Genomic DNA, 23,455 nt, shown 5'->3' with positions numbered 1-23,455 from the left:
ACAAATTTAGGTCGTAACAAACCTCAGATGAAGTTACCTTTCACTTCACCTGAGTAATATATCATCCTACACGTTTCTTGAGCTGCTCCCAACCGTATGCATAATGTAATTTTAAGAAGAGAACACCAGGGTGAATTTTTTGACTGCCAACATTTGAAGCACTTAAGTACACGGTCTCTGCTGAGTGATACTGGTCAAGCTGAAGATACAACTGCTCTCGAACTTCTTGACAACGTGCAACTGGGTCATCACTGGGTTCCCCATGCGCTGGTAAATATGTCAGGGCCTCAAGGGCTTCAACGACATCTAAACTTTTCAAGTAACTAGACATACCACTGACTGCTCGATCCCCTTCTTGCCAAATTCCTGGATAGGGTATCTCATTAGGGAGAAGCATATCTCCTGAGTAAAGAATTCGATCTTTCTCATTGTAAAATGAAAGATGTCCAGCCGTATGCCCTGGTGTACTAATTGCTAGTAAAGAGTCGTCTCCCGCCAATACAGTCTGGCCTGGTTCAATCAATTCAACTTTGTCTGGCAAAGCCGTTAACATATGAAATTCTTTATAAATTTTTAGCATATTGGATATTTCCTTCACTGGTACTTTCCACTCTTCAGTTGCCCATCGATAGAACTGGCTAAAGCCTTCCCCGCCTACAAAACTAGCCCATTCTTGGTAATCTCTAGAACCCACTAAAATCCGGGCACCTTTTTTTGAGAAACTAGCTGCTGCGCCAGCATGGTCAACGTGCCAATGGGTAATTATTACTTGCTCCAAACGCTTCATACCCATGTGTTTCATGCCTTCATTTACCGCTTCTATGACATTTGGCGTATTGGTACCTGCATCAATAAGCGTAGGAACTTGACCATCGATCAGATAAAGGTTAACTGATTCTACATTAATGGGGACCTGGACTTTGAGCAAATGTACATTTTGACCGACTTCCGTTATTTCAAGCATTATTACCTCTCCTATCAAGATTAAATGTCGTTCATTGCTAGATTGTAAAATATGTACAATGGATCTACTTAGTTCTATGCCCTGAATGCACACACAGTCAAGGGAATAAACAATTTAGCACAAAAGGCCATGTCTCAAAGAAGACGATGGCCTTTTTTTATATCTGTTTCATGATTAGTGAAAAGAAAAGGGCCAAAGCCCTTTTCTTTTTTGATCTGCTTAATAGTTAGTTGGATATACCTCTTTTTCGATGATATACTTAGCAATTTCTTGGCGCATACCAATTAGATCGACATTGGGGCGACGTACAAGCTTACGCATTCCTGCCAGAACTGTACTGAGGGAATCCCCTTTCTCAACTGCACAAAGAACTTCTTTGGCTTGTTGCTCCAGAATCACAAACGCTTCGAATGCTCCTAGAGTTGCGGCCTTCTCAACGAATGCTTTATGCTCGTCAGAAACGTCAAGAGTCTGAACCTTCTGAGCCCGGAGCACTCCACTTTCCATCGCGTAGACTTGGAGGACCATTTCAGCCATTCCAGTTAAGACATATTGATTATCTTTCAAGCTCATTCCCAAGTTTTGAGCAGCGAGCCCTGCAGCCATCAAGCATAATTTCTTAGCCTTCTGCGTCATTTGATTAAGCCCTTCTAAACCTTCCGCATCACTCATCCCGACTGAGACTAGGTCCTTGCTGACCGCTTGAGCTGCTTGAAGTAACGGAAGTTCACCCGTCATAGCACGTTTTAGAAGAGTTCCTGGCACGAGCAGACGGTTGATTTCATTCGTTCCCTCAAATAAGCGATTGATCCGAGAATCTCTATACATCCGTTCAATCGGATATTCCTGAATAAATCCGTACCCACCATGTATTTGAACCCCTTCATCCACGGCAAAATCCAAGACTTCAGAAGCTAACACTTTATTGAGAGAACATTCAATGGCGTATTCTTCTAAAGCTTTACCAGCCTCTTTGCTGCAATTTACTGTTAGATCGAGACCATGGAATCCATTTTCCATAAGGCCTGCGGTCCGATATACAACGCTCTCCGCCATATAGGTCTTCGTGGCGATTTGGGCAATTTTATTTTGAATTGCTCCAAATGTGTTCAGTGCAACTCCAAATTGCTTACGCTCTGAAGCATACTTTAAACAGGTCTCCAGGACAACTTGGACACTTCCAATTGCACCAGCAGCCAGTTTAAAACGCCCAACATTCAAGATATTGAAGGCAACAACGTGGCCACGCCCAAGTTCTCCAACCACGTTTTCAACAGGAACCAAGACATCTTCTAAAATGACTTGGCGCGTAGAAGACCCTTTTATCCCCATCTTTTTCTCTTCTGGTCCAAATGAAAGACCTGGAGTTTCACGCTCAACAATGAAATTGGTCATTTTTCCATCAACTTTTGCATAGACGAGGAAAACATCTGCAAAACCGGCATTAGTAATAAATTGTTTTGTTCCATTCAGAGAATAATGGGTTCCCTCCGCATTAAGAACAGCGGTGGATTTAGCACCTAAAGCATCTGAACCTGAACCAGGTTCTGTTAAGCAATAGGCCGCAACTTTGCTACCGTCTGCAAGTCCCGGGAGATATTTAGCCTTTTGTTCTGGCGTCCCAAAATAAACGATTGGTAAGGTTCCAATCCCTGTATGTGCAGCATACGCAACTGCAAACGATCCACCGATGGGAACCTCTTCACCCACTACCACAGTAGAGGCTTTGTCCATGGCCAGACCGCCGAATTCTTCCGGAACTTCGAGCCCAAGTAATCCCAGCTCTCCTGCCTGACGCATAAACTCTCGAACAACGCCTTCTTGTTGCTCTTCCATTTCTTCTATCTTAGGAGCAACTTCCTTGGTCATAAAGTTATGTGCCATCCGTTTGAGTTGCTTATGGTCTTCGTTTATCTCCTCACGTACGTACACTTGATCTGGAGAAACTTCAGCAAGTAAAAAGCCGCCTCCGCGTATTCCTAATTCCATAATTGTATCCTCCTCCATATTTGCCGTTCAATTTTACCCCTTATTTCAAGATCCTAGAGTAACTCGTAGACCCCTGCTGCTCCCATTCCTCCGCCGATGCACATGGTAACTATGCCATATTTCAGCTTTCGCTTAGTCATTTCACTTAAGAGAGTAGCCGTAAGTTTTGCTCCAGTACAACCGAGTGGGTGTCCGAAGGCCACAGCTCCACCGTTTACGTTAACTTTGCTAATATCAAGGTCCAGCGTCTTAATGATCGCCAGCGATTGTGAGGCAAAAGCTTCATTTAACTCGAATAAATCAATATCCGCCAGGGTCAAGCCAACTTGTTTTAACACCTTAGGAATGGCCTTGATCGGCCCAATGCCCATCAGTTCTGGTTCTACGCCAGCTACTGCAAAGCCACGCCAGACGGCTAGAGGTTTAAGCCCCAGGGCTAGTGTTTTTCGTTCTGACATCAGGAGAGTGATTGCTGCACCATCACTGGTCTGGGACGAGTTCCCTGCCGTTACCGTGCCGCCATTCAGGAAGGCGGGCTTGAGTCTCGCCAGCGATTCTAGCGTAGTCTCCGCGCGAATTCCTTCATCTTTTGTAAACCATTTTTCACCTGGTTTTCCCCAACTAGGGAGAAGAACGGGCACGATCTCGTCATCAAAGCGCCCGCTAGTCTGAGCCGCCCAAGCTTTCTGATGGCTTGAGACTGCAAAAGCGTCCTGCTGTTCACGGGTGATTTCATATTTTTTGGCCACATTCTCAGCGGTAATACCCATAGACACATAGGCTTCTGGCATATTTTCCACTAAGTAAGGATTAGGTGCTGGTTTCGAACCACCTAATGGAACTACAGACATGCTCTCTGCTCCGCCAGCGATCATAACGTCCGCTTCGCCTAGGCGAATCCGGTCTGCTGCCATAGAAATCGCTTGAATTCCTGAAGAGCAAAAACGATTAACCGTGACACCAGGAACGTCAAACGGCAGCCCAGCGCGCATTGCCATAATTTTGGCTACATTCATCCCCTGTTCTCCCTCTGGGAACGAACAACCGATCACGCAGTCATCAATCTCCACTGGATTGAGAGCAGGGACCCTTTTAAGAATATTTTGTATAACATAAGCACCTAAATCATCCGGACGAACCTGTGCTAAGGAACCTTTGACCGCTTTACCGATAGCTGTCCGCTTGGACTCTATAATATAGGCCTGTTGCATGCTTTTCTTCCCCCCCTAATTCCGTAATGGCTTGCCTTTGGCGAGCATGTGGCGGATGCGATCCTGGGTCCTAGCTTCGCCGACTAAGCTCATGAAAGCTTCTCGTTCGAGATCTAAGAGATACTGCTCATCCACGAGCATTCCTGCCGGACGATTTCCACCAGTCATGGCATACGCTAGTTTCTTACCTAGATGCATGTCATACTCTGAGATATATTTCCCCGCATACATTCCGTATAGGGCAAGCTCCAAGGTGGCACGAACCCCTGCTCCGCCCATCTTGACCTTTGTTGGAATATTAGGTCTAAAGTTACGAGCTAAGTCAATGACTCGTGCTTTAGCATCTAATATGACATGCTCTGGGTTCATACTATAACGGTCATGGTCACGCAAGAAACCAAGTTGACGGGCTTTTTCCGCACTTGTTGAAACTTGAGCCATAGCAACTGCTTCAAAGCGTTTGGCAAAGAAGTAATCAGGAGCTACTTGCACGCCAGGAAGAACACCTTCCATTGCTCGCACGGCCATTTCCTTAGTCCCACCACCACCAGGAATTAGGCCAACTCCAAGTTCAACTAGCCCCATGTAGGTTTCCGAAGAGGCTTGAATTGCGTGGGAATGGAGGCAAATTTCTGCTCCACCGCCAAGAGTCATCCCGAAAGGTGCCGCGACGACTGGCTTTTTGGCAAATTTGAGAGCCATGGTTCCATTCTGGAATTCACGGATCATGTGGTCAATATCATCCCAGTTTTCTTCTTCAGCCTCTAGGAGAATTTGCATGAGGTTTGCACCCACGCAGAAGTTTTTCCCTTGATTGCCGACGACCATTCCTAGATAATTTTTCTCAACTTCCGCTAGTGACTTATGAATCATGTTCAAAATATCCGCGCCAATGGAGTTGCTCGGAGAATGGAATTCCAAACACGCTACTCCGTCACCAAGGTCAATCAAACTTGCTCCAGCATTACTCAAAATTTCTTTGCCATCTTTGTGAGCTTGTTTAATGGAAAACGAGTACGGGCTGATCGCTTTTTTTAGATACTCTCCATTCTCGAAATAGGAGACTTGACCTGATTCTGATTTCTGATAGAAACGCTCATTCCCTTTAGCGAGTAATTCTTCGACTAGGGGAGGGATTGTTCCCCCTTCAGCGATAACGCGGTCAGCAATAGTTTTAACTCCAAGAGCATCCCAAAGTTCAAATGGTCCCATTTCCCAATTAAAACCCCAACGCATTCCTTCGTCGACTCCAGCAATATTATCGGCAATATCTTTAGCGATTGTCGCCGCATAAAGTAGCACTGGCTTTAAGACATTCCAAGCAAACTCTGCTCCAGCATCTTTTCCATTGACTAGAGTACGAATTTTCTCGGTCAATCCTCCTGCCGCTTTGGCTTTATCCAAGGAAGCAAATTTAACACTTTTTTTCGGAACATAGGTCATCGTATGTGGATCGAGAACTTCGATGACTCTACCTTGTGGCCCTTTAGACTTTTTATAGAAGCCTTGTTTTGTCTTATCTCCCAGCCAACCATTGGTCAACATAGTTTGCATAAACTCAGGTAGTGTAAAATTGTCTTTTTCCGCTGGTACTCCCACGGCTACAGTATTGGCGGTATGGATAAAGGTATCCAATCCAACAAGGTCAACCGTTCTAAAGGAGGCGCTCTTCGGACGTCCCATAACTGGTCCGGTCAAGGCATCCACTTCATCGACGGTTAAGCCAGAACGGAGCATTTCCTTAAGCGTTGCAGCTAAGCCGAAGACGCCAATGCGATTTGCAATGAAATTAGGGGTATCTTTGGCTATAACAACGCCTTTTCCTAAGACCCTCTCTCCAAAATCAGATAAAAATGTAATTATTTCCGGGTTAGTATTAGGCCCAGGAATAATTTCCAAGAGTTTCATGTAGCGTGGAGGGTTAAAGAAGTGCGTTCCCAAAAAATAATTGGTAAAACTCTCTGGTAACTCCTCAACCATGGACTTTAAGGAAATTCCAGAGGTATTCGAACTGACAATCGTCCCTGGACGAACAACCGCGGCGATCTTTTTAAAGAGCTCCACTTTGATATCGAGGCGTTCCACAACAACCTCAATTACCCAATCGACCTCGCTTAAGCGACCTAAATCATCGCTCAAGTTTCCAATTTCAATCCGATCCGCAAATTCAGGAACAAAAAATGGGGCGGGATTCATTTTCTTGAGGTTAGTCATATTCAATTCGGCAATACTATTTCGAAACTTGCGATCCTCCATAGTCAATCCTGCTGCTTCTTGTTTAGCAGATAATTTGGAAGGGACAATATCCAGTAACAGGCTCGGGATTCCGGCATTGGCCAAATGTGCTGCGATGGTACTCCCCATTACACCTGACCCTATTACCGCTACTTTATGAATCTGCATTTCCATCCTCCTCTCGTTTCTGTTCATCGGCACCTCTTCTTATATCGTCCGGTTTTTTAACCGAAGTGCGCCTTTAAATAAAGTTAACAATGGCTCAACAGCACTCATGAGGGTCCGCGGATTACGAGCCAACACCCAATCGGTTGTGGCCTCATCTAAAGACCCAAAGATCATTTGACGAGCTACCCATGGATCAGTTTGGGGAACTTCTTCCCGTTCAATTCCTTGCTGGATCACCTCCTCGATGAGATGAAAATACTCCAATAAAGGACCGTTAATGGCTTGGCGAATACGCGGATTAGACTGCCTAAGCTCCAGTTGAGACACGATGGCAAGCGACCGGTTTTGTTCCATATAGGAAAAATGTAATCTAACAATCGTCCTCAAGTGAGCTTCGGTTGTTTCTTCACGCGAAAGTTCTCCGCGCATATTTGTGATAAAGGCACCCATCCGTTCCTGAAAAATCTGAATAAGGACTTCCTCTTTGTTTTTGAAGTATAGATAGATCGTCCCTTCAGCTACGCCCGCTAACTGGGCAATTCTTGATACCGGACATTGATAGAATCCCGATTCTGCAAAAGCATCTATGGCAGCATCGAGAATTCGATCGAATTTACCCTCGCGCTGCGCTTCCATGACATCAACACACCCCTTTAGTAATTAATGCCTTTGAATGAATACTCATTCATTCAGTAAAATCATCATATCATAGACATTCATAAAAATAAATAGATTTTTCAGTATTTTTTAGTGAATTAACTGTTTTTATTATTTAATCCTTTATTCCTCTTTTCCTTAATGTTTGCTAGGCCTTCCTTCAATCTTGACAATCATTGGGACTCACGTATGATTAGATTAGATACAAGCCCACAGAAAGGACGAATAAGCATGAAAGTCAAGATTTTCAGTTCCCCAGACTCTAGAATTTTAGATAAGGAAATAAATCAATGGATAGAGGACAACAGCTGGATCAAGGTAGTCAACATCACTCAGAGTACTGGTACAGCCACTGTCATCTCCCTTTGGTACAATGAACCGAATGTTCCGATCTTGGGATAATCTTGGGGAAATACACGACTAGCATATTTATACACAGATCAGTAGTACCGCTAGTAGCACTAGTCTAATACGTCGAAAAGAGAAGTGGTAGGCCCATTGGCCAACCACTTCTCTTTTTAATTATCCCCACATTCAACCGCATCAAAAACTGCTATATCAGGAAATACTATTCATATAACAACTAGAGGTTTTCTGATAGCTTACCGCACGAAGGGATGGTGTTTATGAAAGTTTCTCTCTTTGCTACCTGCCTAGCTAATGCTTTATATCCTGAAATGGACATGACAATGGCAAAAATACTTAAATACTTGGGGAATACCGTAGACGTACCCGAAGGACAAGCCTGTTGTGGACAAATAGCTTTTAATTCCGGCTATTTTGATGATGCTCGAGAAGTCGCTCGTACGCTGATTGATTCCTTTGAACACAGCGAAATCGTAGTAGGGCCAAGCGGATCATGTATTGCCATGATTCATGAATACTACCCTATGCTCTTTGAGAAAGAACCCGCATATCTCAAAAAGGCGAATGATCTCATCCAAAAGAGTTATGAATTCACCCAATTTGTCGTTGATGTTTTGAAGAAACCTGATCTAGGTGCTAGCTATTCTGCCAAAGCTACGTATCATCCCTCCTGTCACGCTACAAGGCTTTTGGAAATTGGGGATGCACCCTTAACCCTCTTGAAACATGTCAAAGGCTTGGAACTAGTTCCTTTACCTGAGGCTCAACTCTGTTGTGGTTTTGGAGGAACGTTTTCAGTTAAGATGCCCAAAATTTCTGGGGCGATGGTTGCCGAAAAAGCCCAACACGTTCTCGACTCAGGAGCAGATTTACTCTTAGGAATGGACATGGGCTGCCTTATGAATATTAAAGGTTATCTCGAAAAGATCAATAAGCCCGTGAAAACCATGCATATCATTCAGTTACTGGGGGAGGGAATGAAGCCATGACTATGTACAGCCCAACTATTGATCAACGCGTGGATGAGGCTCTCGCCAATGATTTCTTGCGTCTAGCCACACGTAGAGCCACCGACCGTTTGCGAAATAACAAGTATAAAGCTACTGAAGAACTAGGCGATTGGGAAAAATGGCGTCATGCCGGGGATACCATCCGTACCCACGTCGTCGCTAATCTGGATTATTATTTACAACAGCTCATCGGGCAGATCGAAAAACAGGGCGGGCATGTTCATCTTGCCAAAACCCCAGCCGATGCTGTCTCGTTCGTGAGAAAAATTGTACAGGATAATGACGCTAAAAACGTGATCAAATCTAAGTCGATGATCTCGGAAGAGATCCATCTCAATCATGCGTTGGAAGAGGATGGCTCCACTGTCATCGAAACAGACCTCGGGGAATATATCATTCAAATTGCCGGAGAGCCCCCCTCTCATATTATTGTTCCTGCAATGCACAAAACGCGCCAACAGGTTGCCGATTTATTCGAACCCATTGCGGGTCACCCCTTGACCTCTGACACCCCAACTTTAACGCGTTTCGTGCGCCTTCAAATGCGTGAACGCTTTCTCCAAGGGGATATCGGAATCACTGGGTGCAACTTTGCCGTGGCGGATACTGGTAGCATCGTCATGGTTACTAATGAAGGAAATGGGCGAATGGTCAGTACCCTACCACGCGTTCAAATCACACTGATGGGCATGGAGCGCATCGTTCCCTCGTTTCGAGAACTCGACGTGATGCTCAATCTACTCGCTCGGAGCGCAACCGGACAGAGGTTCTCTAGCTATACAACCATCCTCACCCCACCTAAACGAGCACCGGATGCGGATGGTCCCGAAGAATTCCATCTCGTGATTCTCGACCACAACCGCTCAGAAATGCTCGGGGACAAAACCTTTCGAACGGCGCTAAAATGCATCCGATGCGGAGCCTGCTTTAACGTATGTCCAGTCTACCGCCAAATTGGTGGGCACGCCTATGGGTCTGTTTATTCTGGTCCGATAGGCGCTGTGATCACGCCACTCTTGGAAAATGATTGGGAAAAATGGGGACACCTCCCCTTCTTTTCCTCACTTTGTGGCGCTTGCACCGAGGGCTGCCCCGTACGCATCCCACTCCATGATCTACTCGTAAAACTTCGAGCGCGAAAAACGCTTAGTGGACACACCCCAAAAATTGAACAACAAATCTTTAAAGCCTATCGCTACTTTTTCACCCATGAAAAGACTTTGCGCAGAGCACTTCGACTCGGTTCTCGTCTCCAATTTCCATTCGTTCGGAATGGACGCATCACCGGCGGTCCCGCACCTCTTTCCAACTGGACGAAGAGTCGTACCCTTCCCAAGGTTGCTCCTAAATCATTCATGCAAATGTGGTCCGAGGTAAATCAAAAGTAGTAATTTAAATTATGATTCAATTGTGTAAAAATGAGGTGAGAGTATTGACCCATATAAATGAATTCATTAGTCAACTATCGTCAAAACTAGGGCGCCCAACCCCCACCGAACCACCGAAATATGTTCCTATCGACGTTCCACACTTCCATTTATCAGAATCTAAGGAACGAGCTTCGAACTTCATGAACAATTGGCAGGCCTTAGGTGGCAAAGGAGCTATCGTTAACTCACACGAGGATACAGTACTGTGCCTAACGGAATGGTTTGGCGAGCAACAATCAACCTGCCCGAATAAAGATCAAGCCATCGTGGCTTGGGATATGCTCCCCACCATCGCGGAGTCAGCGTTTGCCGCATTAGAATGGCCCCTTGCCCGCTATACCCAAGCAGCCAAAAAACCACGCGATCGCTATTTGCTCGCTTCTCAAGCAGAACTTGGCGTGACTGGAGCGGATTGGGGAATTGCTCTCTCCGGCACACTCGTGGTCAACAGCAGCCCTCAACGTGGACGAGCTATAAGCCTGCTTCCACCAAGGCATCTCACGTTTATTGAGGCCTCTAAACTTCGGGATAACCTCTTCGAGGTCCTTGAAGAACTTATATCGTTAGGAGTTCCCCCCTCAGCCATTGAGATGATCTCGGGCCCTAGTCGAACATCGGATATTGAAATGGACTTATCCATTGGAGTCCATGGACCGATAGAAGTTTATGTGGTGTTAATTAGCGATTAGATAAAATACTCCACCTGGGCTAAGGGGAAATACCCCTTAGCTTGCTCTTGGAAAAACTCCTTCATTTCCTTTATCTCCTCTGGTTGATAGACGTATTTTCCATAACCAAACTGACCGTACTTAAACTTTCGTTCCTCCTCTTCCATGGGTAAGGTGGAGTTTGGAAAGACCTCTAGAATGTTAGCTTTAGCTTTCGCAGTAAAGCGATGCGAGATAAACTCTAATGACAGTTGCTCAGAGGACCAACCTAACGGAGCCCTTTTCACCACTTCATCCGCCGAGCGCTCCAAAAGCCTACGATAGGCTTCTTGCCACCCTGGAAACCGAAAAATGGGCGCGATAATAAAGCCTAAAGGATACTCAGCGTTTAACACTTTACCTGAGGCAATAATCCGTTCTTCTGGAGACGGAGTTCCATGTTCATACTTCTGCACGACCTCAGCACAATTCAGACTAAAGCGAAAACGAGTATGTCCTTCATGTCTGGCCTCGAGTAGACTCTCTACGTCCGTATACTTCGTGACAAAGCGGAAGCGACCATTCTGTTCACGTCCAAAAAATTCGATCGTCTTTTTCAAGGCTCCGGTATAGCGTTCGACCGGAATCGGATCTGAGGTTGCGGCTCCTTCAAACTGAGTAATCTCTGGTAGTCGTTCCTGAATTAGGTTTGACGCTATGCCTAAGATCTCTTCGAGATTGACATAAACTCGTACGTAAGGTTTTTTTCCTAACGTGGTGGCCAAGTAGCAATATTCGCACATGCCTGGGCAACTAGTGACCAGTGGCAATTGATAATGGGCAGATGGTTTACACGATTGGAATGTCTTACTGCGACGTACTCCGATCACCAACGCTCGCTTAGCTTCCCGATACGCAGCAGCTGCGCTATCACCGGGAATCCCTGTAATTCGATTATGAGAGGTAGTAGGACTCATCGATATTCCCATGTTCTGAAAACGCTGTACTAAGGTTTTCCCTAAGGGATAATCAAGGACACCGGGCTCATAAAATACGCGATTAGGTATGAATTCTAAGGACATTTTCCTTCACCTCAGTTTTAGGTTGCCCCATGGGTGCCAAACTAAAACTTCTCATACTTAGTTCATACTCTTCTACACCCTAAAGCGATACCCAGCGCCCCACACAGTTTCCACGTATTGGGGGTTAGATGGATCAATTTCGATTTTCTCGCGTACCCGGGCAATATGGACTGTGACAGTTGCCGAATCTCCCATAGCTTCTAAGCCCCAGACACGTTCGAATAATTCCTCACGCCCAAACACTCTATTAGGATTTTGCGCTAAATATAAGAGTAAGCCGAACTCTTTATGCGCTAGGCTTACTTCTTGTCCACTAACAAAAACTCTTCGTGAGTCTTTCTCTATTTTAAGCCCTCGAATAATCATGCTATTACCTTTTTTAGCCCCTTCGCTGAAGCGATGTTTTAACCTCTCGTAGTTTTCCAGATGCGTTTTTACCCTAGCGACCAATTCACCAGGACTAAAAGGTTTCGTGATGTAATCATCCGCACCAAGGCTTAGCCCCTTAATCTTATCGATTTCTTCCTTTTTAGCTGAAACTAAGAGAACAGGAATATCTTTGTCTTCCTTCATGATTCGCAATATTTCTAAACCATCCATGCCGGGAAGCATGATGTCCAAAATTAATAAATCAAATTCGTTTTCTTGAAGCGTTCTTAAACCTTCTAATCCGTTGGCGCACACGATAACTTCGAAGTTGGCAACTTCAAGGTAATCTTTCTGTAATTCAGCGATGCTAGCGTCGTCTTCAATAATCAAAATCTTCTTTTTCATGTATTCGCCCAGTATCATGCTTTACTTAATGAGATCATGATACTGGTCCCCTCCTCCCCGTGACTAACAGCCCATACTCTTCCTTGGTGACCTTCTATAATTTGCTTTGCTATAGCCAGCCCCAGGCCGCTGCCTTTGCTTCGTGCTGCGTCTGACCGATAGAATCGATCAAAAATATACGGTAAATCCCCTTCACTGATCCCTGAACCGTTGTCACGCAGTTCAATAATCAAGCTAGTAGATGTGTCTCTCAGCAGGATTTTTAATTCGCCCTCATTTTTACTCATGTATTTGCAAGAATTATCAAGGATGTTCATAATCACGCGTTTCATTCTCTCCCGATCTAACAAGACATGTTGTTTTTGACGGAGCTCATTATGAAACGAAACCTTGATATTACTGGTTTCCAATTCTGGTTCACTCTCTAGTAAACAAAGCATTAAATACTCTTCAATATCCGTTCTCTCAAAATTAAAGGGAATCTGGTTTAAATCGAGCTTAGCATAAAGCAATAAATCATCAATCATTTGGTCGATTTGTCGAGCCTTTAAGTCTATGGTTTTTAAATAGCGTTCTGTTTTGTCAGGCGTATTTGCTATTCCATCTAAAATCCCTTCAACGTATCCCTTGATTGAGGTTACTGGAGTTTTTAAATCATGGGAAATACTGGAAATAAGCATTTTTCGATTATCCTCATACTTGAGTTGAGTGTGCACCGAATCTTTTAGCTTAATACGCATGAGTTCGAAATCGCGGCACAACGCTTGAATCTCTTGGTCCCCTTCTTCTACAATCGAGCGATCAAGATTTCCTCGACTAATTTCAGCCGCGGCGCTTTGTAGATTATGTAGTGGCTTTAAGATACTACGAGAAAATTGATAGGAAACAACGATATTTGTCAACATAAACGTTAAGATGAACGTAACACAGATAAGCACTAGGAAACTTGTAAGGTTAGCTGTCGATCGATTCAGGGGCACCAGTAAAAATACATTTCCAGGGGAGCCTTCTTTAAACTTGAGACTAATCACTTGAACCGTATAAGAAACATCACCAATAATAACTGGTTCGCTTCTCCCCGTCTTATTCCCTGCTTCCAAAAACTTAGCCACGTCGATTTTACTGAAATCGTGTGAGGAAAAAATCACCCTTTCTTCCTTAGTTATCAAAAGTTCTCCATTAATTCCAGCAAGTTGATCCTGCAGATGTTGTTGAAAGCGCTCTTCCTCTACAACCTCAGGTGTGCGCTGCAAAATACTCGTTTGACTATTTAATAGCTCAAACTTGATCTGAGACAACCTTTGGTAGTCTTCAAACGATATATCATGACCAGATAATTTTCCGGAAACAAAAAAAGCAGCCAACGCAATTAAGACAGTAATCAGCATGGGAATGACTACTGTCGAAGCATTAGCTAAAATCAAACGTTTTTTCAGGTTCATGACATCACCTTAAAATTCCTTCTTATCAAATAAGTAAAACCCTGCTGTAAATAGCATTATACCAGATCCTATCATGATCAAGAACTGGCGTACAATTTTCCCGAGCGGAAAAGAGTTAACCAGAAATAGATTATACCAGTCAAGTTGGGTCGTCATGAATAGACTGGAATATTGAGAAAAGACCACTCCCAGCACTTTCAAAACAATAAAGATCAAGATGGATACAAAAAAGACGGATATTCCGCTCTTAAAGACATTCGCTAAGAGGACAATACCTAAAGCCAAAACAACCATCGGAAGCAAACTCACAATATAGGAGAATACGGTCCTCGCCAAGGAATCCAAGCTCGCTGAATTAGTATTAAAGATAAACCCCGCCAACATCGAAAAGATGAGTAATAATAGTAGTATGGCCAAGATAAATAGAACGATGGCTGTGATTTTGGCGCTAAAGATCTTAAAGCGGCTCACAGGTCGAGTCAGTGTGATGCGCATACTATTCTGACTAAACTCCCCTGAGAAACTATCAATCGCAACTAAGGCCGTAAAAAGCGGCAGGATGGTGTTGACAACCACTGACAGTACGAGCATTGGGAATTCGACACTTCCCGCCCCTCTAAGTCCAAAGCCGCTTCTCACCCCTACTATACCCAATTGCCCAATGACAATCACAGCTAGAGAAAGCAAAACGGCCACCAAGGCCTTTTTCTTTTTAATTAGCCTCTCGATTTCATTAACGAGCGCAGCTTGAAACACGGCCATTTCTCTCTACCTCACTTACAAAATAATTCTCTAATGTTGCATAGTTGCTCAATATAGTTTGTGTGCTCTCGACATTGAGTATTTTTCCATCGTAAATTACCCCAATGCGGTTGCAGGTCAACTCTACGTCATGGATCAGATGACTCGATATGAAAAATGTGGTCTGTTCCTGCTCCGCTAAATACTTAATCATCTTGCGAATATCGATCATTCCTTCGACATCGAGACCATTCAGTGGTTCGTCGAGAATAACGACCTTAGGTCGGGATAATACAGCTGCCGCGAGACCTAGACGCTGCTTCATTCCAAGAGAAAACTTTTTGGGCTTTTCATTCTTGTACTTGATCATTCCCGTTAGTTCAAGGACCTCATCAATCCGTTGATGATCCACATCGGGATAGTATCGAGCCAACTGCTTCAGGTTATCAAAGGCGCTAAGATAGGAGTAAGCCTCTGCGATTTCGATCAGACAGCCAACCTTTTCCATCGCCATTTCATATTCTTCCATCACACTATGGCCGAAGATTTTCACATCCCCACTCTCCGGCCTGACGAGTCCTGTCATAATTTTCATTGCGGTCGTCTTCCCTGCCCCATTCGGTCCAAGGAAACCAAAAATATCCCCTTTAAAGATGTCCAAGTTAATATCCTTAATTCCCCGGCCATTTCCATATAATTTGGTCAGGTTCTTAATTTCAATAATTTTTTCCATGTCTTGCCTCCCTAGGACAATAATACGACTGCCGGGAATTAACCCGGCAGCAATCATCTAACCGTTGATTTATAAACACTCTTACTCTACATCTGGACTAAATTCCGAATTAAATATCAAACCACTCATTGACTGAGTAATCCCATTTACATATATCTTCGCTGAATGTTCATCAATGAAAAGGTCTCCCTTACTACCGGATTTCGTCGTGTAATCATATCCTGAAGAATTTTCCTTGTCTGACATTTTGGCATCAATTTCAAAATTACGTTGAGTGGTCGCGTATTCTTCAAATCCAGGCTTATATTCCTCGTAATACCGCCCTACAACCGTCTTATTATCTATCTGCGTAATTTCAATTATTCGCTCTCCAGCTTTGACGAACTTATTGTCTTTTTCAAGCAGGATGTCGTTACTAAACTTGCCGACAAATTTTTCCGGATTAGAGATTTCAGGCCCTGAATTTTCATTCTTGGCGATGTTTTTAATTACTTTCTTCCCCGTAAGATCGGGTTTAGTGACTGTGGTGGAGTTTATACCCGACAGCTTAGCTAAAACTTCAATCGTTACTTCATGTACCGTTCCTTGCTTATCTTTACCAGACAGCACTGCGGTCCCTAAGATGTTCTCCATCACGCCGTCTTTGTTGACTTTGGCGGTTCCTTTTACTTCTTTGACAAAAACGTCCTTCGTGAGATGAGGCATGTTGTCTTGATTGCCGTTAAACTCTTGTTTCAATGAATAGGAAGCGACAGCATTGACCAAAGATGGGATTTGCACCTCAGTCAGAGAACCTGCAAATCCAAGACTCCCATCTGAATTTTCCGTAACTACCACGTGGTCTTTCAGACTCCCGACGATAGCGTCCGCAATTTTTTCAATGTCGTCTGCACCATCTTCTTTGAAAGGATTGTCAAAGGGGTCTTCTGTTCTTTCCTTGGTAAACTCAGTCACATAGTAGGTAGGATCACTCTCGGAAACCCGAATCATCGTCTTCTTATCGGAGTAGTAATTGGAATTGTTCTTATTTCCGTTTAAACTTTCTCCAGACGAAATAGTTTCCGAAGCCCCCTTACTTCTGTCATGCTTCGCGACTTCATTGGAGGTCATCAGTGTTTTTCCATTGTCCTTCATGGCCATTGAAAAGTCCAATGTAAAACTGTCAAATTTTTCGCTGCTCTGCTCAGCGGTTACTTTAAGAGCATCCTTTAACTGGTCATACCCACTTTTATTTGCGATGTCTGCTAGGGCTGTAGACGCAACCAACAGGGTTCCTAATGTAAAACTTACTAGCATCGCTGTTTTCTTTTTAAATTTCATCCATACATCCCCTTAACTATTTTAAGGAAGCTTCCTTAAATCTATTCTAGCAGTCGTGTCTTGATTTTGTCTAAACGATTTATAAACAAATTATAAACTGTCTTCCAGTGAGACGTGGAATTACTTCGAAATACTTCTTTTTGTTAAGAGTATAGCATAATATTCGTCAAAATCGGACTTTCGCACGGCTACAAAGCTGACTACATCATAAAGGGACCGGCCAAGTTAACTTGGTCAGCCCCAAACTATAACTGATCACCGATTTCGGCATCATTATTAAAACTTCCCCGATTTAAAAATTGAGATAAACAGCCAAAGCAACATGAGGCCAGCCGTCGCAAACCCTACTTCAATGGCTGGGATCTGCCAAAGTACGATGGGCTGGTGGCCTAACGCCGACGCGATAATAATCCCCGCCATAACGATACTAAACGAGAGTAAGACAATACTAAAAGAAATCTGATTCGTGATACGGTCCAATTTTCTTAGAAAAATATCAAGCTCAGGCACACTGACTTCAAAGCGAATCTTTCCTCGCATTAAGTTTCGCATTAAATCCTTCATTTGTTTCGGAAGATCCACTAAAACATCACTATAATCTGTGAGATTATGCCATATCCGCCCCGCAATCGTACTGGGTCTGTAGCGTTCTTTAAGGAGCTGAATACCAAACGGTTCAGCCATATCCATGATACTAAGTTGAGGATCGAGTTTCTCCACGATCCCTTCCAGGGTCAGCAAACACTTTGCCAGTAAGGTGAAATCTGAGGGAATGCGGATCCGATGACGAAAGGCGACTTTGAATAGGTCACTAATCGCCTCACCCAGACTAATACGACTCATCGGGACATCAATATACATCTCCCGTAATTCGTCTACATCGTTGGTCAGATGCCGCAGATTGACCTCATCCGGAACAATTCCAATTCTTAATACCGCTTTAATCATACTCTCCGTATTTTGGCGCATCATAGCAATGACCAAGGACGCAAAATTTTGCTTCATATCTAAGGTGAGTCTTCCAACCATGCCAAAATCGATAAACGCAACCACTCCGCCCCGTAGAAGGAAGATATTTCCTGGATGTGGGTCAGCATGGAAAAACCCTTCAATTAAGACTTGATGAAAGAGAGCTTGAACGAGTTGTTCAGCTATGACTTTTCGATCATACCCCTTTTCTTCAATCTCCTCAAACTGGTTGAGTTTCAGTCCATCCACAAATTCCATCGTCAAAACAGTTCGAGTTGAGTAATCCCAATAAATCGAGGGTATGTGAATCTTCGGATCCTTCTTAAACTGTTTGGCTATTTTCTCAGCATTTCTAGCCTCAATACTATAATCCAGCTCATTGCGCAACGACTTGGCAAACTCCTCGACAACATCTCGCAATTGAAGACGTTCCATGCGTTCCATACGATGTTCCGCCAATGTGGCCAAATCCAGAAGAATTTCCAAATCCGTTTCGATCATGGCCTTGATCTGAGGACGCTGCACCTTAACCGCCACCAGTTCCCCAGTCCGCAACTGAGCACGATGTACTTGTCCAATGGAGGCAGCAGCAATCGCCTCCTCATCAATCCAAGAAAAAATTTCCTCCAAAGGGGCGCCGAGCTCCTCTTCTATAATTCTAGTGACTTGATCAAAGGAAAATGAGGGAACGTTATCTTGGAGTTTTTCCAGTTCTTTTAGAACATCTTCCGGAATGATGTCCGCCCTAGTGCTCGCAATCTGCCCAATCTTGACATAAGTCGGACCAAGCTCTTCAATGACCTGGCGTATTCGCTCCCCGAACGTCATAGGATCAATCTTCTCCGTGTCGGTGAAGAGCCGTTTGGGCAGGGAAAGCATATGTAAAAGTCCCATCTCTTCCACAAAGAACCCGAACCCGTGGTGAGTAAGGACTTTAGCGACATCTCGATAGCGTTTAATATGACGTATCCTTTTTCCAAACATAAAAAAGCGTCCCCTTTATTCGAGGTTCGTAGTTCCGGGGTAAGGGCAATTCTGAATTGCCCTTACGTCTTCCCGGGTAGGGGGTAATTTACCCCCTATTTGTTTTCCAAGTCTTGAATACGCTTTTCCAAGCGCTCCAGGTCCGCTCTAGTTGGAATATTCAACTCCTTGAGAAGCTTCTCCATTTGCTCGTGAATACGGGTATTCATCTCTTTCTTCTCCGCTTCCCCCTTTTCAAGCAGCTCACGCATTAAATCCTTGGATTCAGCAGCAGAAACTTCCCCCTTTTTAACTAACTCGTCCACAAGTTTCTCGATCTGTTCCTTACTAACCACCGCTAATCCCAAGCCAAAAGCCAGTCCTTTGTTAATTAGATCTTTCATGATAGATCTCCCCCTTATCTTTTTATTCATTAGCCCTTAATAGAAATTACTGTTGACTATACTTATTATAATCAAAAATGAGTCGACTCGTCTAACTATTCTCGGCTTCAATAATAGTTGTTTACAAAAATGGATAAACTTATTTAAGAATTCGCAAGCTTTTGCTCATATAGGATTAAACCGTTGCCATTGGATAACAACTCCTCATTTAAATTTGTAAAATATTCTAGCCACGTAACAATTAGCATATTGATAAATTAAGTTATCACATGTCCAAATCACAGGAGGGAATTCTGATGTCTATCTTAATAAACTTAGGTTTGAGTGCTCTGTTTGGTCTACTTGGAATAGTCATTCTCATTCTCGGATATATCTTATTTGCCAAGTTAGTCCCGTTGGACTTTAACAAGGAGCTTGGAAACAACAACATTTCAGTCGCGATCGTAATTGCTGGTTTATTGATTGGAATAGCTATTATTGTATCCAAAGTCGTCGCAGCTTAATTACCCCTACTTAGAAGGCCTCTACTTGTAAAAAGTAGAGACCTTTTTATCGTATCTCTTTCAAACTATGACAAATAAATTTATAGAATTTCCCATACCTACCATATTTCGACCAAAGACAAGCCTGCATCTATCCGTTATACTAGGAAGCAACTTCACTGTATAATACCAGTTGTTAGTTGTGGGTCCATGATATTCCGCTCCCTACAAAGAAAGGATGGATAAAAATGAAAACCATACTCAATAAAATGGGCACGTTTCTCTTTCTACCCGTCGTTTCTGCATTCTTACTTGTGATAATCATCACAGCAGTCCCTACGACAGTAGAAGGTGATTCCTCCGCCAAAACAATTCAGAAAGCAATGGGAGATCTATACCCTAAAGCTATTCAAACAGCAGAAGCTGTTGTACCTGTCGAAGTAAAAAATACACCAGAACTCGAAACGACCTCTACCGCTAGTACTCCTCCCCCCACTACATCTGCCCCAGTAGTACAAAATCGTCCTGTGACCCCAAAAGCACAGGTATCCCCCCAACCTTCTCGGTCATCAACTTCGTTAACCTCTGCTACCGCACCGGCACAAACATCTAAGGCGAGTGCAATTATTGCAACTGGTAAACAATATATTGGGGTTAAATATTTGTACGGTGGGACCACACCATCAGGTTTTGACTGCTCAGGTTTTGTTCAGTACGTTTTTGCTAAAAATGGTATTAATCTCCCCAGAGTTTCGCGTGATCAATATAAAGTGGGCACTTCTGTCTCCTTTAGTAATCTAAAACCGGGCGATTTAGTCTTCTTTTCTTTAGCTAAAAATGGCGTCGTTGATCACGTTGGAATATATGTTGGTAGTGGACAATTTATCAACGCTTCTAGCTCTAAAGGTGTAACCATTTATACACTGGGAACTTATTGGAAATCCGCATACCTTGGAGCGAGAAGTATATTATAGCTATTAAACCCAATTCCTGCTCCCTAAATAATATATGTGCATCAGACACCACGCGTGGTTAAAAACTAATCCCCACCTCGCCAACAGCTAGGGTGGGGATTAGTTTTAACGGGAAAAATAACAAGTAACATAGATTATGTTTCTATGTATTTATTATTCAGTCATTCTTCAATCCAAATTTCAATAGGAATATCAATTGACCATCTCAATCATAAGTTCAACGAGCGCGTATAAAATATAGCTTCTATATTCATTGATCGAGTCACTAGAAGAAAATTGATCAATTTAGCTTGCCTTAATTATTCTGTAATAATAATTAGCTCATGAGAATATAAAACCCGATTTTTCCCTTCTGATTTCGCCTTGTATAATAGTTGATCAACAAATTCAAAGAGTTTATTCTGTCGGTAATACGGGTCTGTGCAAATACCTCCGGCAACTCCGCCACTGATGGTTATAGTAATAGAGTGATTGTCGATATTTAAAACATGAGTTTCAATAATATTTCTAATCCTTTCACATATAACAGCACTGTCTTGCGCCGAAGTATCTGGAAATAAGATAGCAAATTCTTCTCCACCATATCTGGCAGCAACGTCCGTCATTCTAATATTAACTTGAATTAAGGACGAAATTTCTTGTAAGATTTTATCTCCTGCTAAATGACCGTATGTATCATTTATTTTCTTAAAGTCATCAATATCCAAGATTGCAAGACTGAATGCAGTTTTAGACTGACATGAACGAAGAATAAGTTCTTTATAATACTTGTAAAAGGTCTTGTGATTATACAGATTGGTCAAGAAATCCTTAGTGACCATTTCGCTGAGTAAATGATTCTTTTGTTCCAAATCATCATACATATAGCACGTTCTGCTTTCAAGTATATTAATAGCATTAATTATAGTAGTCATAATATGTCCTAATAAATAAAACAATAAGACCTTGATAATTACAGCTAGGGAAGCTAATGCCATATTATCTTGAATGATTACCAAGATAATATAGCATATCGCTATAAAGGAACTACAAGCCATTGGAAGCTTATGATTAAACATCATACTCAGTATCACGAGATAGATATAAAATAAATCTGAAAGTATATAAAAATAATCATGTGCTAAATACAAGAAAAAGCAAAGGAAAATCCCATCTAGAAAAACGCTCCAAATGAACGGCTGAAAATCCTCTTCTCCCTTTAAATATACCTTGTATACGAACTGAGCCACTTTGAAAATAACAAATGACGTATATACAATTATAAAAACCAAAGAGTATTTGAGCTCATTTTGAAACAGGTATTTATAAAACAGAAGGATGCCAAAAATGCTCATAATCTGAAGACCGAGGTAAAACTCATAAATCACTCTTGAACGAAAATCATGAATATTATTCATGATAGCCCCTCTCTCTAATTAAAAAATGCTCATTTACAAATATTCTCTTCTGTTCATATATGCGAAAAAGAAATAGGGCAACCTTTATGTTTACCGCATGCCCAAAATAGTACATCGCGTCCATTGTATGGGTTAACAAATGTTTAGGTTACTTTATTAGCAAGCAGCGATCTTGCCTAATCTGCACGAGACACGCTCTCCCAACTCGGTAAGCGCCATACTACCAAGTTCAATATTTGCTGTATCACAAAGAAAGCTTGGATTTCGCTTCCCCTCATTGACACTTTCTGTAAAATATGCAAATATAACCGAATTTGTATGCTGTTTGTAGTCATAGTCCTGCAAGGGGATATCATAATCCAGAGTGATCAGCCGCTTTTTCTCAAGCTCTTTTAAAATAATTCCGATCTCCTTCACTGTTTCCATGCTGTTATCGAGAGCATCGATATACACAGGAGCAAGCGACACGAATTTGGCTTCTTTCTCTATACTGCTACTCATAATAAAGCGGCTGACAGGCAAATAAGTGCACTGTACAAGCTCCAGTAAAACGGATATTCCCTTACTGCTGATTGTCAGAGTCTCCTGAGAATCAGCACAGACTCTTTCCGAATCGGAAGAATTGCTGGAACCAATCAAGACGAACGGTTTATGTACCTTTAAATCATCTTCCTGTGAAGCCTGATTTACCTCTTTTATCTCTACTTTAGCACCCGCTTCCTTAACTCTTTTTGTTACAGCTCTAATCATATTAAAAACATCCTTTCTTTTAGCCCAATACGCTCTGTTTAAGCGATAACCATTCTCAATGATAGGTAAATTTTTTCGTCACTTTTTCCTAGTGACGAACATCAGATGTTAGATCACTCTAACATCTGAGTAAAATTTTCCGCTCAATGTCTTAGTCTATCTGACTTCAATTGCCCCCACTAGATTACTTCCAGCGTTGAGTTGTCAAGCTTCTTGTCTGTGGATAAGTATTCTTGGAGTCAAATTCCGACCCACGATTCTCAGCAATGAATTCTGTAATTTTATTCATGGTGATCGGACTAACAACATGTTCCATCAAACAGGCATCTTTCTCTGCTGTCTGATAATCAACCCCAAGCACTTCTACTAAGAATTCCCTCAGTATCCTGTGGCGTTTTCTTACTTCTACAGCATACGCCTTACCAGCGCGAGTCAGTACGATAGGACCGTAGCTTTCTTGAGTCACCATCCCTAGCATCTTCAACTTATTAAGTGTGATAGTAACAGTAGATTTGGCAATATTCAACTTAGCTGCAACATCAGTTACCCTGATTCCTGTTTCAGTATCACCTAACTCTAAAATTACTTCAAGGTAATCTTCCAAAGCAGAAGTTAACTCTATTGTATTTGTCACCTGTATCACCTGCCTAATATGTAGAATATGTAGAATATGTTTTATCTATCTAACTTTCATTTTATATATAAAGTATACCAAAATCAGTTCTATGTCAAGATCCACTTTCCTTC

General features: G+C 42.7%; 22 protein-coding genes. 6 read left to right on the top strand and 16 right to left on the bottom strand.

Annotated features, from left to right (window positions below; translation table 11 throughout):
* Positions 1–61 precede the first annotated feature (61 nt).
* From E4K67_RS20910 to E4K67_RS20890, 5 genes are all read right to left on the bottom strand, one after another.
* A complete protein-coding gene (locus tag E4K67_RS20910) occupies positions 62–964 on the bottom strand; it encodes an MBL fold metallo-hydrolase (protein ID WP_135550254.1) in 903 nt (300 codons plus the stop codon).
* 219 nt (positions 965–1,183) lie between these two features.
* A complete protein-coding gene (locus tag E4K67_RS20905) occupies positions 1,184–2,953 on the bottom strand; it encodes an acyl-CoA dehydrogenase family protein (RefSeq protein WP_135550252.1) in 1,770 nt (589 codons plus the stop codon).
* Between the two features lie 53 nt (positions 2,954–3,006).
* On the bottom strand, positions 3,007–4,164 hold the full coding sequence (locus E4K67_RS20900) for a thiolase family protein (RefSeq protein ID WP_135550250.1): 1,158 nt from the start codon (positions 4,162–4,164) through the stop codon (positions 3,007–3,009).
* A gap of 15 nt (positions 4,165–4,179) precedes the next feature.
* The gene (locus tag E4K67_RS20895; RefSeq protein ID WP_135550248.1) at positions 4,180–6,567 is read right to left on the bottom strand and encodes a 3-hydroxyacyl-CoA dehydrogenase/enoyl-CoA hydratase family protein; all 2,388 of its coding nucleotides are present in this window, start codon (positions 6,565–6,567) and stop codon (positions 4,180–4,182) included.
* A 39-nt stretch (positions 6,568–6,606) separates the two neighbouring features.
* Positions 6,607–7,203: a TetR/AcrR family transcriptional regulator gene (locus E4K67_RS20890; RefSeq protein WP_135550247.1), complete on the bottom strand. Its 597-nt coding sequence runs from the start codon at positions 7,201–7,203 to the stop codon at positions 6,607–6,609.
* Between the two features lie 252 nt (positions 7,204–7,455).
* Here E4K67_RS20890 and E4K67_RS30240 point away from each other — a divergent pair, with 252 nt between their 5' ends.
* The 4 genes from E4K67_RS30240 (at position 7,456) to E4K67_RS20875 (ending at position 10,719) form a co-directional block, all read left to right on the top strand.
* Positions 7,456–7,626: a hypothetical protein gene (locus tag E4K67_RS30240; protein WP_199242612.1), complete on the top strand. Its 171-nt coding sequence runs from the start codon at positions 7,456–7,458 to the stop codon at positions 7,624–7,626.
* Positions 7,627–7,850: 224 nt separating this feature from the next.
* Positions 7,851–8,579, top strand: a complete 729-nt coding sequence (locus E4K67_RS20885; protein WP_135550245.1) for a (Fe-S)-binding protein — start codon at positions 7,851–7,853, stop codon at positions 8,577–8,579.
* Positions 8,576–9,988 carry a LutB/LldF family L-lactate oxidation iron-sulfur protein gene (locus tag E4K67_RS20880; RefSeq protein ID WP_135550243.1) on the top strand — a complete coding sequence of 471 codons (1,413 nt, stop codon included), beginning with the start codon at positions 8,576–8,578 and terminating at the stop codon, positions 9,986–9,988. The genes E4K67_RS20885 and E4K67_RS20880 overlap by 4 nt, the downstream gene beginning before the upstream one ends.
* Positions 9,989–10,032: 44 nt before the next feature.
* Entirely contained in the window at positions 10,033–10,719 is a 687-nt protein-coding gene (locus tag E4K67_RS20875) for a LutC/YkgG family protein (RefSeq protein WP_199242611.1), read from the top strand.
* Here the strand turns inward: E4K67_RS20875 and splB are convergent.
* From splB to E4K67_RS20835, 8 genes are all read right to left on the bottom strand, one after another.
* A complete protein-coding gene (splB, locus tag E4K67_RS20870; RefSeq protein WP_135550239.1) occupies positions 10,716–11,759 on the bottom strand; it encodes a spore photoproduct lyase in 1,044 nt (347 codons plus the stop codon). The genes E4K67_RS20875 and splB overlap by 4 nt on opposite strands.
* A 72-nt stretch (positions 11,760–11,831) precedes the next feature.
* Positions 11,832–12,533 carry a response regulator transcription factor gene (locus E4K67_RS20865; RefSeq protein WP_135550355.1) on the bottom strand — a complete coding sequence of 234 codons (702 nt, stop codon included), beginning with the start codon at positions 12,531–12,533 and terminating at the stop codon, positions 11,832–11,834.
* 14 nt (positions 12,534–12,547) lie between these two features.
* Positions 12,548–13,975, bottom strand: a complete 1,428-nt coding sequence (locus E4K67_RS20860; RefSeq protein WP_135550237.1) for a sensor histidine kinase — start codon at positions 13,973–13,975, stop codon at positions 12,548–12,550.
* Positions 13,976–13,984: 9 nt separating this feature from the next.
* Entirely contained in the window at positions 13,985–14,737 is a 753-nt protein-coding gene (locus E4K67_RS20855; protein ID WP_135550235.1) for an ABC transporter permease, read from the bottom strand.
* A complete protein-coding gene (locus E4K67_RS20850; protein ID WP_135550233.1) occupies positions 14,709–15,449 on the bottom strand; it encodes an ABC transporter ATP-binding protein in 741 nt (246 codons plus the stop codon). The genes E4K67_RS20855 and E4K67_RS20850 overlap by 29 nt, the downstream gene beginning before the upstream one ends.
* Before the next feature lie 81 nt (positions 15,450–15,530).
* Positions 15,531–16,769, bottom strand: a complete 1,239-nt coding sequence (locus E4K67_RS20845) for a hypothetical protein (protein ID WP_135550231.1) — start codon at positions 16,767–16,769, stop codon at positions 15,531–15,533.
* A gap of 276 nt (positions 16,770–17,045) precedes the next feature.
* Entirely contained in the window at positions 17,046–18,722 is a 1,677-nt protein-coding gene (locus tag E4K67_RS20840) for an ABC1 kinase family protein (RefSeq protein WP_135550230.1), read from the bottom strand.
* A gap of 95 nt (positions 18,723–18,817) precedes the next feature.
* The gene (locus tag E4K67_RS20835) at positions 18,818–19,105 is read right to left on the bottom strand and encodes a phasin family protein (RefSeq protein WP_135550228.1); all 288 of its coding nucleotides are present in this window, start codon (positions 19,103–19,105) and stop codon (positions 18,818–18,820) included.
* Between the two features lie 296 nt (positions 19,106–19,401).
* On the opposite strand from E4K67_RS20835, the gene E4K67_RS20830 reads away from it, so the two are divergent.
* Both E4K67_RS20830 and E4K67_RS20825 read left to right on the top strand, forming a co-directional pair.
* Entirely contained in the window at positions 19,402–19,608 is a 207-nt protein-coding gene (locus E4K67_RS20830; RefSeq protein WP_420841571.1) for a DUF350 domain-containing protein, read from the top strand.
* A gap of 227 nt (positions 19,609–19,835) precedes the next feature.
* Complete coding sequence (locus E4K67_RS20825) at positions 19,836–20,561, top strand: C40 family peptidase (RefSeq protein ID WP_135550226.1); 726 nt, start codon at positions 19,836–19,838, stop codon at positions 20,559–20,561.
* A 299-nt stretch (positions 20,562–20,860) separates the two neighbouring features.
* On the opposite strand, the gene E4K67_RS20820 is transcribed toward E4K67_RS20825, so the two are convergent.
* From E4K67_RS20820 to E4K67_RS20810, 3 genes are all read right to left on the bottom strand, one after another.
* The gene (locus E4K67_RS20820; RefSeq protein ID WP_135550224.1) at positions 20,861–21,958 is read right to left on the bottom strand and encodes a GGDEF domain-containing protein; all 1,098 of its coding nucleotides are present in this window, start codon (positions 21,956–21,958) and stop codon (positions 20,861–20,863) included.
* Positions 21,959–22,114: 156 nt separating this feature from the next.
* Positions 22,115–22,708 carry a hypothetical protein gene (locus E4K67_RS20815; protein ID WP_243454566.1) on the bottom strand — a complete coding sequence of 198 codons (594 nt, stop codon included), beginning with the start codon at positions 22,706–22,708 and terminating at the stop codon, positions 22,115–22,117.
* 184 nt (positions 22,709–22,892) lie between these two features.
* On the bottom strand, positions 22,893–23,342 hold the full coding sequence (locus E4K67_RS20810) for a metal-dependent transcriptional regulator (RefSeq protein ID WP_135550222.1): 450 nt from the start codon (positions 23,340–23,342) through the stop codon (positions 22,893–22,895).
* Between the last annotated feature and the right edge of the window lie 113 nt (positions 23,343–23,455).

The organism is Desulfosporosinus fructosivorans (assembly GCF_004766045.1).
Taxonomy (GTDB): domain Bacteria; phylum Bacillota; class Desulfitobacteriia; order Desulfitobacteriales; family Desulfitobacteriaceae; genus Desulfosporosinus; species Desulfosporosinus fructosivorans.
The sequence above is the reverse complement of the archived record's forward strand: the minus strand, read 5'-3'. Positions and strand labels throughout refer to the sequence as shown.